Here is a 15680-nt window from a genome sequence, read left to right as displayed (position 1 = left end):
ATGAAGTTCACCGACGGGCTCTGGCAGCTGCGTCCCGGCGTCACCGCGCTGTACGCGGCCGAGGCCTACGACATCGACGCCGGCGCCGACGCGATCACCGTGACCGCGCCCACCACCGTCATCACCCGGCGCGGCGACACCCTCAACCGCCCGGTGCTGACCCTGCGGCTGTCGTCACCGCTGGAGAACGTGATCCGCGTCCGCATCGACCACCACAGGGGCGGCGGCGAGCAGCGCGGCTTCGACCTGCCGGGCGACGGCCCGGCCAAGACCGACGGCACGACGCTCACCAGCGGCGCGCTCAGCGCCACCGTGACGCCCGGCGCCCCCTGGAACCTGACCTTCCACGCCGACGACCGGCCGCTCACCACGAGCGGGCACAAGTCGATCGGCTACTTCCAGCTCGCCGCCGACGCCCAGACAGACCCGGGGCCGGTCGGCAAGCCCAGGACGGGGCCGTCCGCCCACCTCGCCCAGCAGCTGTCGCTCGGCGTCGGCGAGGTGGTCTACGGGCTCGGCGAGCGCTTCGGGCCGCTGGTCAAGAACGGGCAGACGGTCGACATCTGGAACGCCGACGGGGGCACCTCCTCCGAGCAGGCGTACAAGAACGTGCCGTTCTACCTCACCAACCGCGGCTACGGCGTCTTCGTCAATCACCCGGGGCACGTGTCGTACGAGGTGGGGTCGGAGGTGGTGCAGCGGGTGCAGTTCTCCGTCGAGGACGAGAGCCTGGAGTACTTCGTCATCTACGGGCCCACCCCCAAGCAGATCATCGAACGCTACACCGCGCTCACCGGCCGCCCCGCCCGCTTGCCCGCCTGGTCGTACGGGCTGTGGCTGTCCACCTCGTTCACCACCGACTACGACGAGCGGACCGTCACCTCCTTCATCGACGGCATGGCCGAGCGGGACCTGCCGCTGTCGGTCTTCCACTTCGACTGCTTCTGGATGCGCGAGTTCAACTGGTGCGACTTCGCGTGGGACCCGCGCGTCTTCCCCGACCCCGAGGGCATGCTGGCCCGGCTGCACGCCAAGGACCTGCGGGTCTGCGTGTGGATCAACCCGTACATCGGGCAGCGCTCGCCGCTGTTCGCCGAGGCCGCCGAGCGGGGCTACCTGCTGCGGCGGCCGGACGGCGGCGTCTGGCAGTGGGACATGTGGCAGGCCGGCATGGGGCTGGTCGACTTCACCGACCCCGACGCCACGCGGTGGTTCCAGTCGAAGCTGCGTGGCCTGCTCGACCAGGGCGTGGACGCGTTCAAGACCGACTTCGGCGAGCGCATCCCACTCGACGTCGTCTACCACGACGGCTCCGCGCCCGAGCGCATGCACAACCTCTACACCCAGCTCTACAACGAGGCCGTGTTCGAGGTGCTGGAGGAGCGGCGCGGGCGGGGCGAGGCGGTGCTGTTCGCCCGCTCGGCCACGGCCGGCGGGCAGCGGCTGCCCGTCCACTGGGGCGGCGACTCCGGCTCCTCGTACGAGTCCATGGCCGAGAGCCTGCGCGGCGGCCTGTCGCTGGCGTTCTCCGGCTTCTCCTTCTGGAGCCACGACATCGGCGGCTTCGAGGGCACGCCCGACCCCGGCGTGTTCAAGCGGTGGGTGGCCTTCGGGCTGATGTCCTCGCACTCGCGGCTGCACGGCTCGTCGTCCTACCGGGTGCCGTGGGCGTTCGACGAGGAGGCGGTCGAGGTCACCCGGCTGTTCACCAAGCTCAAGCTACGGCTGATGCCGTACCTGTACCAGGCGGGCGTCGAGGCGCACGAGAGCGGCACGCCGGTGATGCGGCCGATGGCGATGGAGTTCCCCGGCGACCGCACCGCCGCACACCTCGACACCCAGTACATGCTCGGCCCCGACCTGCTCGTCGCCCCCGTCTTCACCCCTGACGGGACGGTGGAGTTCTACCTGCCCGACGGCACGTGGACGAACTACCTGACGGGGGAGCGGGTGGAGGGCGGGCGCTGGCGTACCGAGCGGCATGGCTTCACCTCGATGCCGATCTACGTGCGCGAGGGCGCCGTGCTGCCCGTCGGCGCCAGGGACGACCGGCCCGACTACGCCTACCTCGACGGCCTCACCCTGCGCGTCTACCCCGGGCCGGACGGCGAGACCACGCTCACCGTCACCGACCCCGCGACCGGCACGCCGGCCCGTTTCACGGTCATCCGGTCGGGCGGCGAGGTGACGGTCACCTCCACGGCCCCCTCGGGCTGGCGTCACGAGCCCGCCTGAGCGATCGGGCAGTGGGTGCCCCGGTAGATCGTGGGCATGCAGCGGTTGCAGTGGATGCAGGTGGAGGTGGCGGCCGGGTCCTGCCTGATGCGGCCGACGAGGCCGGGCTCCTTGAGCAGGGCCCGGCCCATGGCCACCGCAGCCCGCCGCGTACGCCGGACCCAAGCGTACCGGCGCACTCCCTGGTGGTCCGGCGCTCCCTGGCGGCCCGCGCTTCGCCTGGCGGGGCGCGGGCCGCGTTACTGCGGAGACCTTGGGGGCAGCGGGCGAGATGAGGGAGTTGAGATGAGTCATCACGTACCAGAGCACGATCCTCGTTCGCGGTTCGAGGACGAAGGCATACCGGATCTCCAGGACGGCACGCCGCAGCAGCAGTGGGCGGTCGATCCGCAGGAGGCGCCCCTGCCCGCCGACGAGCCGGTGGCCGTGGAGGAGTTCGGCACCACCGACGACGAGCAGATCCAGGGCGAGTCACTGTCCGGGCGGCTGGATCGGGAGGTGCCCGAGGACAAGCCCCAGTTCGGGGTGGAGGAGGGCGCGACCGCCGGGCGTCTGGCCGGTGACGACTCCGACGCGCCCGCCGTGGACCGGGTGACCGAGGAGGGCGGCCTCGGCGTCGGCTCCGACCTCGACACCCGCCGTGAGCGGGACAGCGGCATCGACCCCGTGCCCGGCGCACAACCCGAGGAGCCGTCCGGGCAGGTGTGGGACGAGCCGCGGCCCGCCGGTCGCCTCGTCGCCTCCGACGAGGGCGCGCACGGGGACGACGAGCCCGACGAGATCGCCACCGAGGTCGGCCCCGACGGCGGCGGCTTCACCGCCGAGGAGGCCGCCATGCACGTCGAGCCGGAGTGAGGGGAGGACCATGGCGAGCAAGGACGACGACGACAAGCGCCGGGAGCAGGACAAAGGCACGACGTTCGACCCCGACCTGCACGACATGGGCGGCGACGTGGGGCCCGCCGGCATCCCCGGCTCCGACGACTCCGGGTACGCCGAGCCCATGGGATACGTCACGGGCCGCGACGACGAATGGTCGGTGACGGCGGGCTCGGACGAGAAGGCCGTCGCCTCCCGTACGGACGAGATAGAGGACCACGTCGCCACCTACGGCCCGAGCCCGCACCCGATGCCGGAGGACCAGCGCGAGCAGCGCGGCGAACCGGGCGACCCGGGTTTCCGCGTGCGAGGCCCGGTGGACGAGTCGGAACACGGCCTCATCGTGGACGACGAGGGCGAACCCCCGTCAGAGCCGGAGGGCGCGCTGCGCGGCGGCGAACACATCAGCGCCGACATGGACTGGGTGGCCTCGGACGAGGAAGACGACCCGGACGGCGGCTCCGGCCGCACGGGCGCCGACGACGGCGGCTACCTCCCCGGCGAAGGCACCGGCCGCCCCTACTGACGCGCCGCGACGGCGCGGGCCGTGACGCGGCGACCTGCCCCGCCGCACCCGGGTTACCTCCCCCGCCGCACCCGGCCGGCCTGCCTCCCCGAGCCGGGTGGTGGGCGCGTTCAGCGGTGGGGGTGCAGGTGGGCGGCGAGCCAGTCCGTGACCCTGGTGACGTAGCTGACGCGGTTGGCGATGCGGCGGATCTCATGGCCCTCGTCGTCGAAGACCAACGACTCGCAGGGCAGGCCGAGTGCGGCGGCCGCGGCGATCACCTGCTCGGCCTCGTACAGCGGGACGTTGGTGTCCTGGGCTCCGTGCACCACCAGCAGGGGAGCGGTGAGGCGGTCGAGGGCGCGCAGGGGTGACAGGGCGCGCAGCAGGTGGCGGTCGGTGTCCGGGTGGCCGTACTCGCCGACGGCCGCCGCGGCGATCCACGGTTCGGTACGGGCGTAGAAGGTCTCGAAGTCGGCGATGCCGCTCACGGTCACGCCGGCCCGGAACAGGCCAGGGTGGGTCACGAGTGTGGCCAGCGTCAGATAGCCGCCGTACGACCAGCCCATGCAGGCCAGCCTCGACGGGTCACCGGCGCCGATGCGGGCCAGCTCGGCCGCGCAGTCGGCGACGTCGTCGATGGCGCGGAAGCGCAGCTCGCGGTCGTCGGCCTGGCGGAAGGCCCGCCCGTACCCGCCGGAGCCGCGCACGTTCGGGGCGAACACCCCGATCCCGGCGGCCAGCAGGCTCTGGTAGAGCGGGTTGAACGCGGGCCGCTCCTGGTCCTCGGGCCCGCCGTGCAGGAACAGCACGTACGGCGCGGGCCCCTGCGCGTGCGGCGGCCGGTAGAGCCAGGCGGCGAGCTCCAGCCCGTCGCGCGCCGGGAAGCGCACCAGCTCGGCGCCGGCCGCCGTGGGCAGCCGCCCCGCACCGGCGGCGTAGCGGTAACGGCCCTGGTCGAGGTCGCAGAGCACGACGTGCGACGGCTCCTGCGGGCTCTCGGCGGCGAGCGCGGCCAGGGCGCCGTCCCAGCCGATGCGGGCGGAGGTGACCACGTCGGCGGGCGGGGGCGGGAGGTGCTGGAGCCGGCCGCGTTCGAGGTCCATGACGTCCAGCTCGGAACGGCCGTGCGCGTTCCACACGAGCAGCGCGCGGCGCCCGTCGGCGCTCAGCGCGAACCGGTCCAGCTCGGCGTCCCGCCGCTCGGCCAGCACCACGGCCTCGGCCCCCTGGTGCACGGCGAGCAGCGCGGCCCGGTCGCGGCCGGCGTCCGACACCAGGTACGCGGTCCTGCCGTCGGGGGAGAGCGCCCCGTCGCCGGTGGAGCCGGGCAGTCCGGGCAGCAGGAGCCGTTCGTCGCTCGGTTCGTGCCCGCCGAGCGCCTCGGAGCGCAGGTCCACCACGTACATCCGGCGGCGGCCCCGCGGCCCGCGCCGCAACAGCATCCTGGCGTGGTCGCGGCTGATCGCCACCGGCCGCAGCAGCGGGCCGGCGGCGATGACCTGCCGCCCGCCGGTGACGGCGTCCACGAGCACGGCCCTCGACACGCCGTCCGCCGACGTCTCGGTGACGAGGACCGTCTCCCCGCGCCCGGTCCAGCGCACCAGCGAGGCGGACCCGCCGTCGGGTGCGGCGAGCAGCCGAAGGTCGCCGCCGTGCGGCTGAACGGTCCACACCTGCGTGTGCTCGCCGCCGCCCGGCGCGACGAGCACGGCGAGATGCGTCCCTGTCGGCGCCCAGCTCACGTCCACCACCGGCTGCGGCCCCGTGTCCACGACCCACGCCTCGGCCGTTCCGAGCAGCGGTCTGATCCACACGCGCGGCGACCCGTCGTGGTCGCTGACGAAGGCGACCGCGCTGTTGTCGGGCGCCAGAGCGGGCGCCAGGCAGCTCCACGCGGTCAGCCCGGCCACCCCTGGCAGGTACGACAACCCGCCCAGCAGGCACCCGTCCGGATGCGGATGCTCCTGCCAAGCCAGGTGCTCCAGGCGGGGGAGCGCGAACGGGTAGACCGGCCCGGCCCCGCCCACGGGTAGAGGCGAGCGGGGTTCGCCGGCCTGGCGCGTCATCACAGCCCGTGCGTCTGCAGCCACAGTTCCAGCAGGCCGAGCTGCCACAACGTGTTCACGCCCGTCGGCGTCCTGTCCCTTTCCGGGTCGGCGAGCAGCCGGTCCACGTAGTCGCGGCGGAACAGCTCACGCTCACGCGCCGCCCGGCCGGTCAGCACGTCACGCACGAGGTCGAGCAGCGCCCCGTCCACGTGCCGGATCGCCGGTACGGGAAAGTACCCCTTCGGCCGGTCGATGACCTCGGCGGGCAGCAGCCGCCGGGCGGCGTCCTTGAGCACGCCCTTGCCGCCGTGGGCCAGCTTCAGCTCGGCGGGGCAGGCCGCGGCCAGCTCCACCAGCTCGTGGTCGAGGAACGGGGTACGCGCCTCCAATCCGTGCGCCATCGTCATGTTGTCCACCCGTTTGACCGGGTCGTCCACCAGCATGGCGGTGGTCTCCAGGCGCAGCACGGCGTCCAGCGCGGTGTCCGCCCCGGGCCGGGCCAGGTGCTCGCGCACGAAGTCGCCGCTGGCGTCGTGGTCGAGCAGGCGTTCCTTGGGCAGGATCGCGGCCAGCCCGTCGTGCGGCCGGTCGAAGAACGCGCGCGCGTAGACGTCCGCGGCCAGCTCGCGGGGCACCCCGGCCAGCGGCGGGAACCAGCGGTAACCGGCGAACACCTCGTCGGCCCCCTGCCCCGACTGCACCACTTTGACGTGCTCGGCGACCTCCTGCGCCAGCAGGTAGAAGGCGACGCAGTCGTGGCTGACCATCGGCTCGCTCATCGCCCGCACCGCGCCGTGCAGCCCGTCGAGCAGCCGCCCGTCCGGGATGCGGATGCGGTGGTGGTCGGTGCCGAAGCGGCGGGCGACCAGGTCGGAGTACGCGAACTCGTCGCCCCGCTCCCCGCCCGCCGCCTCGAAGCCGATGCTGAACGTGACCGGCGGCTCGCGCCCCTCCTCGGCCAGCAGCGCCACGATGAGGCTGGAGTCCAGGCCGCCGGAGAGCAGCACGCCGACGGGCACGTCCGCGACCGTCCTCCTGCGTACGGCGGCGCGCAGCGCGTCCATGACGGCGTCCTGCCACTCGCGGCCGTTCAGCCCGGCCGCCTCCGGGAGTGCGCCGCGGGTGTGGGGCGGGTCCCAGTAGCGGTGGTCGGTGCGGGTGCCGTCCGCCTCGATCACCCGTACGGTCGCCGCCGGCAGCTTGCGCACCCCCGCGAGGATCGTGCGCTCGCCGGGCACCAGCGCGTGGAAGGTCATGTAGTGGTGCAGCGCCACAGGGTCGATGCCGGTGTCCACGCCGCCCGCCGCCAGCAGGGCGGGCAGCGAGGAGGCGAAGCGCAGCCGGCGGCCGTCCTCGGTGACGTACATCGGCTTGATGCCGAGCCGGTCGCGGCCCAGGATCAGCCGGCCGGTGGCGCGTTCGTACACGGCGAAGGCGAACATGCCCTTGAACCGTTCGACGCAGCGTGGCCCCCACCGGTGGAACGCCTTCATCAGCACCTCCGTGTCGGAGGTGGAGGAGAAGCGGTACCCGGCACCGCGCAGCTCGTGCCGCAGCTCGGCGTAGTTGTACAGGCAGCCGTTGAACACGACGGCCAGCCCCAGCTCGACGTCCACCATCGGCTGGGCGCCCTTGTCCGACAGGTCGATGATCTTCAGCCGCCGGTGGCCCAGCGCGACGGGGCCGCGCGACCACAGGCCGGAGCCGTCGGGGCCGCGCGCGTCCATCGTCTCCGTCATCCGCCCGACGGCCCCGATGTCGGCCTCTTCACCGTCGAAGCGCAGCTCTCCGCTCAATCCGCACATGGCACGCTCACGACGCCGACCGGTACGCGGGCGGATCGCCTGGACGATCCCACCCGTATGCCCTGGTCTCGGCCAGCAGCAGGTCCACCACGTCGGTCAGCCGCCCCCGCCTGGCGAACGCGCGCCGCTGCCGCTCCGCCGACGTCCCTCTGGCCAGCGCCTCCTTGACCAGCACGGACACGAGCTCCGCGTCGCCCGTCTCCTCCAGCTGCGGCCGCAGGCCCTCGACCAGCCGCCTGATCACGACCGGCGCCGGGCGGGGCACGCCGCTCACCGGGTCGATCAGCTCGCCCTCCAGCCCCGAGCGGGCGGCCTGCCAGGAGGCCGCGCGTACGGCGGCGAGCTGCACGGTGCGCTCCACGCCCTGGCGGATCTCCTGCAGCTCCCTCGCCACCATCGCGCGGAACAGGCCGGTGACCAGGACGATGTCCTCGACGCGCGGGCAGGAGTCGCAGATGCGCAGCTCGACCGTGGGCACGTGCTGCGAGGGACGGATGTCGGAGTAGATCATCCCGGGGTCGGTGATGACGCCGGTGCGGATCAGTTCCTTGATCATCTCGTCGTACTCGGCGGCGGAGTCGTACTTGTCGATCGGGCCCGCCGTGGGCCAGCGCTGCCAGATCAGGCTGCGGTAGCTGGCGTACCCGGTGTCCTCGCCGTCCCAGTACGGCGAGCTGGCCGACAGCGCCAGCAGCGGCGGCACCCACGGCGTCAGCCGGTGCGCCACCGCGACGGCCAGATCGGGGTCGCGCACCTGGGCGTGCACGTGCGTGCCGCAGATGAGCTGGTCCCTGGTGAGCTGCTGGTAGTCGCTCAGCATCTGTTCGTAGCGGGGCTCCTGCGACACCTTCTGCTCGCGTCTTTCGACCAGCGGCGCGCTGCCGGCCGCGACGATGCCCAGCTCCACCGCGTCGGCCTGCTCGACCAGCCGCCGGCGCAGCTCCCCGAGGTCGCGCGCCAGGTCATCCAGCTTCATGAACGGCGCGCTGTTGGACTCCACCGTCGAACGTTGCAGCTCACGCGCGTAGCTCTCCGGAGGCAGCGACTCCAGCAGGAGGTCGGCTCGCGCGGCCAGGCGGCGGGTGGAGAGGTCGACGACGTGGAACTCCTCCTCCACCCCCACCCGAATCGCTTCCTCGTCTCCCTCCACGACCATCACCCCTTGTTCAGTGGAATCCGGTGAACCTCTCCACTCCCCACAGAAAGGGCAAATGCACCTAATTCCCCGAGGTCAAAGCTCACGGACTACCCGTCCACGCCCGGGGCAGGGGAACCGGATGCGACCCCCGCCGTCACCCCGCGTGCGCCGTCCGGTGATGTACCACCGGTGGACGCGGATGACGTTCCTGCACTGGCGCTACCACCCGGACCAGGTGCAGGCACAGCTTCCCGCGGGGCTGACGGCCGAGACGTTCGACGGGTCGGCGTGGGTGGGGCTCACGCCGTTCCTCATGCGCGACGTACGGCTCCCCGGCCTGCCCGCGCTGCCCTGGCTGTCCGCGTTCCCCGAGACGAACCTGCGGACGTACGTAAGCGACGAGCGCGGCCGTACCGGCATCTGGTTCCTGTCCCTGGACGCCGGCCGCCTGGCCGCCGCGCTCGGTGGGCGTGGCGGCTACGGGTTGCCTTACGCCTGGTCGGACATGTCGGTCGAGATCCGCGACGGCCGCACCCGCTACCGGTGCCGCCGGCGGCTGCCCGGCCCGTACGGCGCCCGCTGCGACGTGGACGTGACGCTCGGCGTGCCCTTGCAGGAACGCGAGCGGGACGACCTGGCGCACTTCCTGACCGCCAGGTTCCGGCTGTTCAGCCTTGTGGCGGGCCGCCTGGTCACCGCCGAGGTGGAGCACCCGCCCTGGCCCCTGCACCACGCCTGGCTCGACGGCCTGGACCAGGACCTGGTAGGCGCCGCCGGCCTGCCCGCTGCCGAGGGGCCGCCGCTGGTGCACGGCTCACCGGGCGTCCCGGTGCGGGTCGGCATGTGGGGCCGGTGAGGGTCAGGGGGGCTGCGGTCAGCGGGGGGTGGAGCGGAGCACGCCGAGCTCCTCGTTCATCGTGTCGAGGAAGGCGGCGGCCGTGCGCAGCTCGCCCGGGCTGAACCGGCTCAGCACCCGCTCGGTGCCGTGCCCCAGGGGCCGGAAGAACGCGCCGGCCAGCTCTTGGGCGGCCTCGCGATAATGCAGGTGGACCACCCGCCGGTCGTGCACGTCGCGGACCCGGCGGATGTGCCCCGCCCGCTCCAGCCGGTCGAGGCAGGCGGTGACCGCGCCCGAGGTGAGGTTGAGCTCCTCGCGCAACTTGCCCGGCGTGATCGGCTCGGGCGCGTCGAAGATCATGATGAGCGCCTGGACGTCGGTGGTGTGCAGCCCCTGCGCCTGGGCGAACTCGTGGGCGATGCGGTTGAACTCGGCGGTCATCCGGCGCAGCCGGGCCGCGAAGGACCGCAGGTCGATCTCAGGCTCGCCGTCCCCCTCGCCGCCGTTCATGCGGACCATGCTACATTAGCTTGATAATTGAGAATCTCACTGGTCGAGCTAGTAGGCATGACGAAAGGTGACACCGCATGGCGCGGCGATCGATCCGCTGGCTCGTCCCGGCGCTGCTGGTGCTGGCCTGGCTGGCCGTGGGCGGCGGTCTCGGACCGTTCGCCGGCAAGCTCTCCGAGGTCTCCACGAACGACCAGGCCGCCTTCCTGCCCGAGAGCGCCGAGTCCACACGAGTTCTGGAGGTGCAGGAGAGGTTCCGGCAGGGAGACACGCAACCCGTCATCGTCATCTGGACCTCCGACGCCGCCGCCGTCACCCCCGGGCAGACCGCGGCGGCCACCAAGGCGCTCGCCGCGCTGCGCGGCACGTCCGGTGTCGTCGGCGCCCCTTCGCCCGCCTTCGCCTCCGACGACAAGAAGGCGCTGCAGGGCATCGTGCAGCTCAGCCCCGACATCAGCAGCGGCGGCCTCGGCGACGTGCTGGACCGCATCCGCGGCGCCGTTCCCGTCGAGGGTCTGACCACGCAGCTCGGCGGCCCCGCCGCCACCAGGGCCGACCTGGGTGACGCCTTCTCCGGCATCGACGGCCTGCTGCTCGGCGTCGCGCTCATCACCGTCCTGGTCATCCTGCTGGCCGTCTACCGCAGCCTGCTGCTGCCGCTGGTCATCATCTCCGGCGCCGTCTTCGCGCTCGGCCTGGCCTGCGCCGTGGTCTACTTCCTGGCCGACCGCGACATCGTCCGCGTGGACGGCCAGGTGCAGGGCATCCTGTCCATCCTTGTCATCGGCGCGGCCACCGACTACGCACTGCTGCTCACCGCCCGCTTCCGCGAGGAGCTGGCCGCCGGGCGCGACAGGTTCGCGGCCGGGCGCATCGCGCTGCGCCGCTCGATCGAGCCCATCGTGGCCAGCGCCGCCACCGTGGCGCTCGGCCTGCTCGCCCTCCTGCTCAGCAGCCTGACCAACAACCGCGCGCTCGGCCCGGTCGGCGCCATCGGCATCGCCTGCGCCGCGCTCAGCGCGCTCACCTTCCTGCCCGCCACCCTGGTCCTGCTCGGCCGCGCCGCCCTGTGGCCGGCCAAGCCGCGCCCGGCCGACGCCGGCGCGAGCGGCATCTGGGGCCGCGTGGCCACGCTCATCGACCGCCGGCCGCGCCTGGTGTGGGCCGCGTCCGTGCTGCCGCTCGCCGCGCTCGCCCTCTTCGCGCCCCAGTTCAACGCGCGCGGCGTGCCGCTGGAGGAGACGTTCGTCAACGACGCGCCCTCCGTGGCCGCGCAGGCGGCGCTCAGCGAGCACTTCCCCGGCGGCTCAGGCCAGCCCGCCGTCATCGTCGCGCCGCAGGACCGCGCCGCCGCCGTGACGGAGAGGGCGAAGGCCGTCGACGGCGTCTTCGAGGCCACGCCGGTCAGCGAGAGCGGCCGTCCCGGCGGCGCGGCCAAGGTGGTCGACGGCAAGGTGCTGATCGAGGCGACGCTGCGCGACGAGCCCGACGGTGACGCCGCCAAGGACACCGTCAAGCGGCTGCGCGACTCGCTGCACTCCGAGAGCGGCGTGCTGGTCGGCGGCTACAGCGCCCAGCAGCTCGACACCACCGACACCGCGAAGAAGGACACGCTGCTCATCGTCCCGGTCGTGCTGGTCATCATCCTGCTCATCCTCATCGTGCTGCTGCGCTCGCTGGCCATGCCCGTGCTGCTGGTCGCCACCGTGGCGCTGAACTTCCTGGCCACGCTCGGCGTCTCGACGCTCGTCTTCGAGCACCTGCTCGGCTTCACCGGCAGCGACGCGTCGGTGCCGCTGTACGGGTTCGTCTTCCTGGTGGCCCTGGGCGTCGACTACAACATCTTCCTGATGTCCAGGGTCCGCGAGGAGACGGAGCTGCACGGGGCCCGCGAGGGCGTGCTGCGCGGCCTGGTCAGCACCGGCGGGGTGATCACCTCGGCGGGCGTGGTGCTCGCGGCCACGTTCGCCGCGCTGGTCGTGATCCCGCTGACGTTCCTCGTGCAGACCGCGTTCATCGTCGCGTTCGGCGTGCTGCTCGACACGCTCGTGGTGCGGTCGCTGCTGGTGCCGGCGCTCGTCCGCGAGCTGGGCGGACGGGCCTGGTGGCCCAGCAGGCTGGGCCGCGCGCACGAGTCGAGGCCGGCCGCCGAGCCGTCACCGGCTCAGCGGCACTGAACAGCTGCGGCGGGCGTCGAACCCGGAAGATCGCCATGCCCACCGGCCGGTCAGGGGAGGGCGGGGACCGCCGGTGGCGCGTCGGTCCAGCCGGCCTCGACCACCGTGGTCGTGTGCGTGCTGGCCGGCTCCTCGGCAGCGGGCCTGACCGTGTCGCCGGACGACAGCAGCATCATCCGCCCGGTGTCCACGATCAGCCGCCGGCCGGTCCCGCCCTCCTTCCCCGGCCGGGTGAGCACGACGGACGCGCCGGTGCGGCCGAGCGCGTCGGTGGCCTGGCCGGCGGCGCGCACGCCCGGCATCGTGAGCAGCGCCTCGTACGCGGCGGCGCGGACCTCCTTCGGCGCGGGCAGGTCGTACAGCGTCGCGGGCAGCGACGACGTCACCCACGAGTCCATGCCGGCGGGCGGGACCCGGCTGACCCGGCCGGCCTGGCGCAGCCAGTCCTTCAGCCGCTCGGCGTCGGCGGGCAGGCGCTGCACCTCCTCGTACGTCAGCCGCTGCCCCGCCAGGAAGAACTGCGTCGAGGTCCGGTTCGGCAGGACGTGCCCGTTGGCGGGCTCGGTGGACATCTTCACCGTCTTGCCGTCGATCGACGTGCTCCACTTGCCGGGGGAGCCGTCACGCTGCCACGCCTGCTCGTCGGCGGCGCTGCTCGGCCGTGCCCCCAGTTCCCTGCTGCCGGTCCAGAACCGGCCGTCGCGGGTGGCCCAGCCCTCCATGATCTGCCGCTCGGTCAGCCGGTATGGGTCCGCCTTGGTGCCGAACCGCCACGGATGCTCCGACGCGTAGATGACCCGGGTGTGCCAGTAGGCGCCCTCGGGGGACACGGCGGCGGTCGAGGCGGTCATGATGCCGGCGCCCAGGGCCAGTCCGGCGGCTAGGGCGGTCGCCAGGAGGCCCGCGAATCTCGTACGTCTCGTCACGCACTCCTATACGCCCCGGCCCGGCCGGAGGTTGCCCGCGAAATAATCGCCGACCGCCGGGCAACGCGACTCCCGGCCCGGGCGTATCAGAGGGCGTGACATTGGACAGACGATCGTGAACGGCGCGGAACACGACTTCGGCGCGTTCGTGGCCGCGCGCGGCACGAGCCTGCTGCGCGTGGCGTACCTCGCCTGCGGTGACGCGAGCGAGGCCGAGGACGTGCTGCAGACCGCGCTGGAGCGTACCTATCGGAACTGGGACCGGGTCCGCCACGACACCCCCGAGCCCTACGTGCGCCGTACCATCATCAACCTCTCCATCAGCCGCGCCCGCCGCCGCGCGATCCTCAGCTTCATCCCCGTGCACACCCCGCCGGAGCGGGCGGCCCGCACGACGGACGCCGACCTGCGGCACGTCCTCATGGAGGCGCTGCGCAAGCTGCCGCCACGGCAGCGCGCGGTGGTCGTGCTGCGCTACTGGGAGGACCTCAGCGAGCAGCAGACGGCCGAGGTGCTGGGCTGCTCGGCGGGGACGGTGAAGAGCCAGGCGTCGAAGGCGATGGCGAAGCTGCGTGCGGCGTTCGGCGGTGCGGACGTGGAGGGAGTGATCAGCAATGCCCACGCTTGAGAACGAGCTGCGCCGGCTCATGGCCGAGGAGACCGTGGACCTGCACGCGGCGCCCGACCTGCTGGAACGGGTGGTCGCCCGCACCAGGAGCCGGCGCAGGAGGCTCAGTGCGACCGCGGCGGCCCTGTCGGTTGCGGTGATCGCGGCCATGCCGGTCGGGTACGTCGCCGCCGGCTCGCTGGCGACCTTCCCCGACCAGGTGACGGCCACGGTGGAGCCGCCGGCCATCGACGACACCCCGCCGATGCGGTCGGACCCGCCGGACCTCGGTGACCTGGGCGACGGCCGGGAGTTCGGCCACGTCAAGGTGGGCTACCTGCCCAAGCGCCTGCGGTGGAAGCACTGGTCGATCGACTTCGGCGACAGCTACAGCGTCACCTACGACTACAAGGGCGACAAGAACGGCTTCTACTGCGTCCAGATCTACATGTACGAGAACGACGCCTCCTTGGAAGTCACCGACCGGATCCAGACGTACCGGAGCGAGGAGGACGGCGAGGACGTCACCGTCGGCGGCCGGGCCGGCTACCTGGTGATCCAGAACGTCGGCGAGGACGGCATGAAGGGCACGCCGACGATGTTCGTGCAGTTGAAGGAGCGGCAGTGGGCGGAGATCTCCTTCAGCCCCACCTACGCCAAGGACCTCAAGAGCGTCACGGCGGTCAAGGCCGAGCTGCGGAAGATCGCGCAGGGGCTCAGCTCGACGCTCTGACCGCCGGCCTGGCCGGCAACCGGCGGCCGAACGCGTGGGCCGGCCGCTCGACGTACCGGTAGGACAGGGCGGCCGATCCCACCACCGTGCAGCACACCACCAGCGAATAGCCGATGCGGGTGGGCAGCGGCACCGGGCCCGGGTCGGGGACCAGCCGCCGCAGCACCTGGATGAACAGGGGGTGCAGCAGGTAGACGGAGTAGCTGATCAGCCCGAGGCGGACGAGGGGGTGCGGCATCGCGTACGAGCGCACCAGGCGGCAGGCCAGGAACGTCAGCCAGGCCGCCGCCACCGCCGCCGACCAGCTCCACCGGAACGCCATGGCCTCGTCGTCCGGCATGCCCCAGCCGGGGCCGTACCACAAGGCGGCGGCGATGGACGCGGCCGGCACCAGCCCGATCATCCAGCGCCCCACGCCGCGCCCGAGCTGCCCGTGGTCGAGCCGGTAGAGCGCGGTGCCGGCGAACATCGTGCCCAGGATCGCCACGCTCTGCCAGGCGCCGATCCTGCTGTTGACGCACAGCAGCACGATGGCCAGCGCCCCCACGGCGGCGCCGCCGGCCAGGCGGAGACGGTGGCCGCCCATGAGGACGGCGGCCAGCCCCAGCACCCCCACGCCGGTGGCGGCCACGACGGTCACCTCGACGCCGAGCGCGCCCGACAGCGCGCCCGCGGGCAGCACCCCGCCCACGAGCACGCCCGCCACCGCCACGCCGAGCACGCCGGCGGTGCGGGGGCGTCCCCGCCCGAGCAGGAAGAGCGCGGTCACCAGCAGGTAGAAGACCATCTCGTACGACAGCGTCCAGAACACGTTGACGACGCTGGGCACCTGGAGGAAGTCCTGCATCATGGTCACGTGGGCGACGGCGCCCGTGAGCGGATGGTCGGCGACCTGGTCGGGCAGCTCCCAGTAGACCGGCACCAGCCCGAACAACGTCCCGGCCAGCGCCACGAGGATCCACAGCGGATAGAGCCTGAACAACCGGCCCGCCCAGAATCGGGTGACGCTGCCCCGCCGCTCCAGCGAGGCCGGCACCACGTAGCCGCTGATGAGGAAGAACACCATCACGCCGTACTGGCCGAAGTCGAACCACGGGCTGACGTTGGCGCGGACCTCGGGGAAGAGCGCGTCCAGCAGGTGCTCGAAGAGCACGGCCAGCACGGCCACACCGCGCAACGCGTCGAGCCAGGTCTGCCGCCGGGCCGCCGGCCGTTCGTGCCCCTGCAGGCCGCTGCCCTTCCCGGCGGCCACGTTGGTAACCATCCCATAACGCTA

Annotated in this window: 14 protein-coding genes; 7 read left to right on the top strand and 7 right to left on the bottom strand. The window is 72.8% G+C overall.

What is annotated here, in order from left to right:
* Entirely contained in the window at positions 1-2235 is a 2235-nt protein-coding gene (gene yicI, locus AB0K12_RS35420) for an alpha-xylosidase (protein WP_364571212.1), read from the top strand.
* On the opposite strand, the gene AB0K12_RS35415 is transcribed toward yicI, so the two are convergent.
* On the bottom strand, positions 2220-2414 hold the full coding sequence (locus tag AB0K12_RS35415) for a hypothetical protein (RefSeq protein WP_364571210.1): 195 nt from the start codon (positions 2412-2414) through the stop codon (positions 2220-2222). The genes yicI and AB0K12_RS35415 overlap by 16 nt on opposite strands.
* A gap of 106 nt (positions 2415-2520) precedes the next feature.
* Here AB0K12_RS35415 and AB0K12_RS35410 point away from each other — a divergent pair, with 106 nt between their 5' ends.
* Positions 2521-3090 (top strand): DUF5709 domain-containing protein, encoded by a 570-nt coding sequence (locus AB0K12_RS35410; RefSeq protein ID WP_364571208.1) that lies wholly within the window; start codon positions 2521-2523, stop codon positions 3088-3090.
* A 10-nt stretch (positions 3091-3100) separates the two neighbouring features.
* On the top strand, positions 3101-3640 hold the full coding sequence (locus tag AB0K12_RS35405) for a hypothetical protein (RefSeq protein WP_364571206.1): 540 nt from the start codon (positions 3101-3103) through the stop codon (positions 3638-3640).
* A 110-nt stretch (positions 3641-3750) separates the two neighbouring features.
* On the opposite strand, the gene AB0K12_RS35400 is transcribed toward AB0K12_RS35405, so the two are convergent.
* From AB0K12_RS35400 to AB0K12_RS35390, 3 genes are read right to left on the bottom strand one after another with little or no spacing between them, the layout of a single operon-like run.
* Entirely contained in the window at positions 3751-5649 is a 1899-nt protein-coding gene (locus AB0K12_RS35400; RefSeq protein WP_364571204.1) for an alpha/beta fold hydrolase, read from the bottom strand.
* Positions 5650-5687: 38 nt separating this feature from the next.
* Positions 5688-7475: an N-acetylglutaminylglutamine amidotransferase gene (locus AB0K12_RS35395; protein WP_364571202.1), complete on the bottom strand. Its 1788-nt coding sequence runs from the start codon at positions 7473-7475 to the stop codon at positions 5688-5690.
* A gap of 7 nt (positions 7476-7482) precedes the next feature.
* Positions 7483-8625 (bottom strand): glutamate--cysteine ligase, encoded by a 1143-nt coding sequence (locus AB0K12_RS35390; protein WP_364571200.1) that lies wholly within the window; start codon positions 8623-8625, stop codon positions 7483-7485.
* A 127-nt stretch (positions 8626-8752) separates the two neighbouring features.
* On the opposite strand from AB0K12_RS35390, the gene AB0K12_RS35385 reads away from it, so the two are divergent.
* A complete protein-coding gene (locus tag AB0K12_RS35385; RefSeq protein WP_364571199.1) occupies positions 8753-9469 on the top strand; it encodes a DUF2071 domain-containing protein in 717 nt (238 codons plus the stop codon).
* Positions 9470-9487: 18 nt separating this feature from the next.
* On the opposite strand, the gene AB0K12_RS35380 is transcribed toward AB0K12_RS35385, so the two are convergent.
* Positions 9488-9961, bottom strand: a complete 474-nt coding sequence (locus AB0K12_RS35380; protein WP_364571197.1) for a MarR family winged helix-turn-helix transcriptional regulator — start codon at positions 9959-9961, stop codon at positions 9488-9490.
* Positions 9962-10038: 77 nt separating this feature from the next.
* On the opposite strand from AB0K12_RS35380, the gene AB0K12_RS35375 reads away from it, so the two are divergent.
* Positions 10039-12138, top strand: a complete 2100-nt coding sequence (locus AB0K12_RS35375) for an MMPL family transporter (protein ID WP_364571195.1) — start codon at positions 10039-10041, stop codon at positions 12136-12138.
* A 50-nt stretch (positions 12139-12188) separates the two neighbouring features.
* Here AB0K12_RS35375 and AB0K12_RS35370 read toward each other — a convergent pair whose 3' ends face one another.
* Positions 12189-13064 (bottom strand): hypothetical protein, encoded by an 876-nt coding sequence (locus tag AB0K12_RS35370; protein WP_364571193.1) that lies wholly within the window; start codon positions 13062-13064, stop codon positions 12189-12191.
* A gap of 115 nt (positions 13065-13179) precedes the next feature.
* On the opposite strand from AB0K12_RS35370, the gene AB0K12_RS35365 reads away from it, so the two are divergent.
* On the top strand, positions 13180-13692 hold the full coding sequence (locus AB0K12_RS35365; protein ID WP_364571191.1) for a SigE family RNA polymerase sigma factor: 513 nt from the start codon (positions 13180-13182) through the stop codon (positions 13690-13692).
* The gene (locus AB0K12_RS35360; RefSeq protein WP_364571189.1) at positions 13679-14404 is read left to right on the top strand and encodes a hypothetical protein; all 726 of its coding nucleotides are present in this window, start codon (positions 13679-13681) and stop codon (positions 14402-14404) included. Before AB0K12_RS35365 ends, AB0K12_RS35360 begins: the two co-directional genes overlap by 14 nt.
* On the opposite strand, the gene AB0K12_RS35355 is transcribed toward AB0K12_RS35360, so the two are convergent.
* The gene (locus AB0K12_RS35355; protein WP_364571187.1) at positions 14388-15668 is read right to left on the bottom strand and encodes an acyltransferase; all 1281 of its coding nucleotides are present in this window, start codon (positions 15666-15668) and stop codon (positions 14388-14390) included. The genes AB0K12_RS35360 and AB0K12_RS35355 overlap by 17 nt on opposite strands.
* Positions 15669-15680 lie beyond the last annotated feature (12 nt).

This window comes from Nonomuraea sp. NPDC049419, from assembly GCF_040676995.1.
Classification (GTDB): domain Bacteria; phylum Actinomycetota; class Actinomycetes; order Streptosporangiales; family Streptosporangiaceae; genus Nonomuraea; species Nonomuraea salmonea.
The sequence above is the reverse complement of the archived record's forward strand: the minus strand, read 5'-3'. Positions and strand labels throughout refer to the sequence as shown.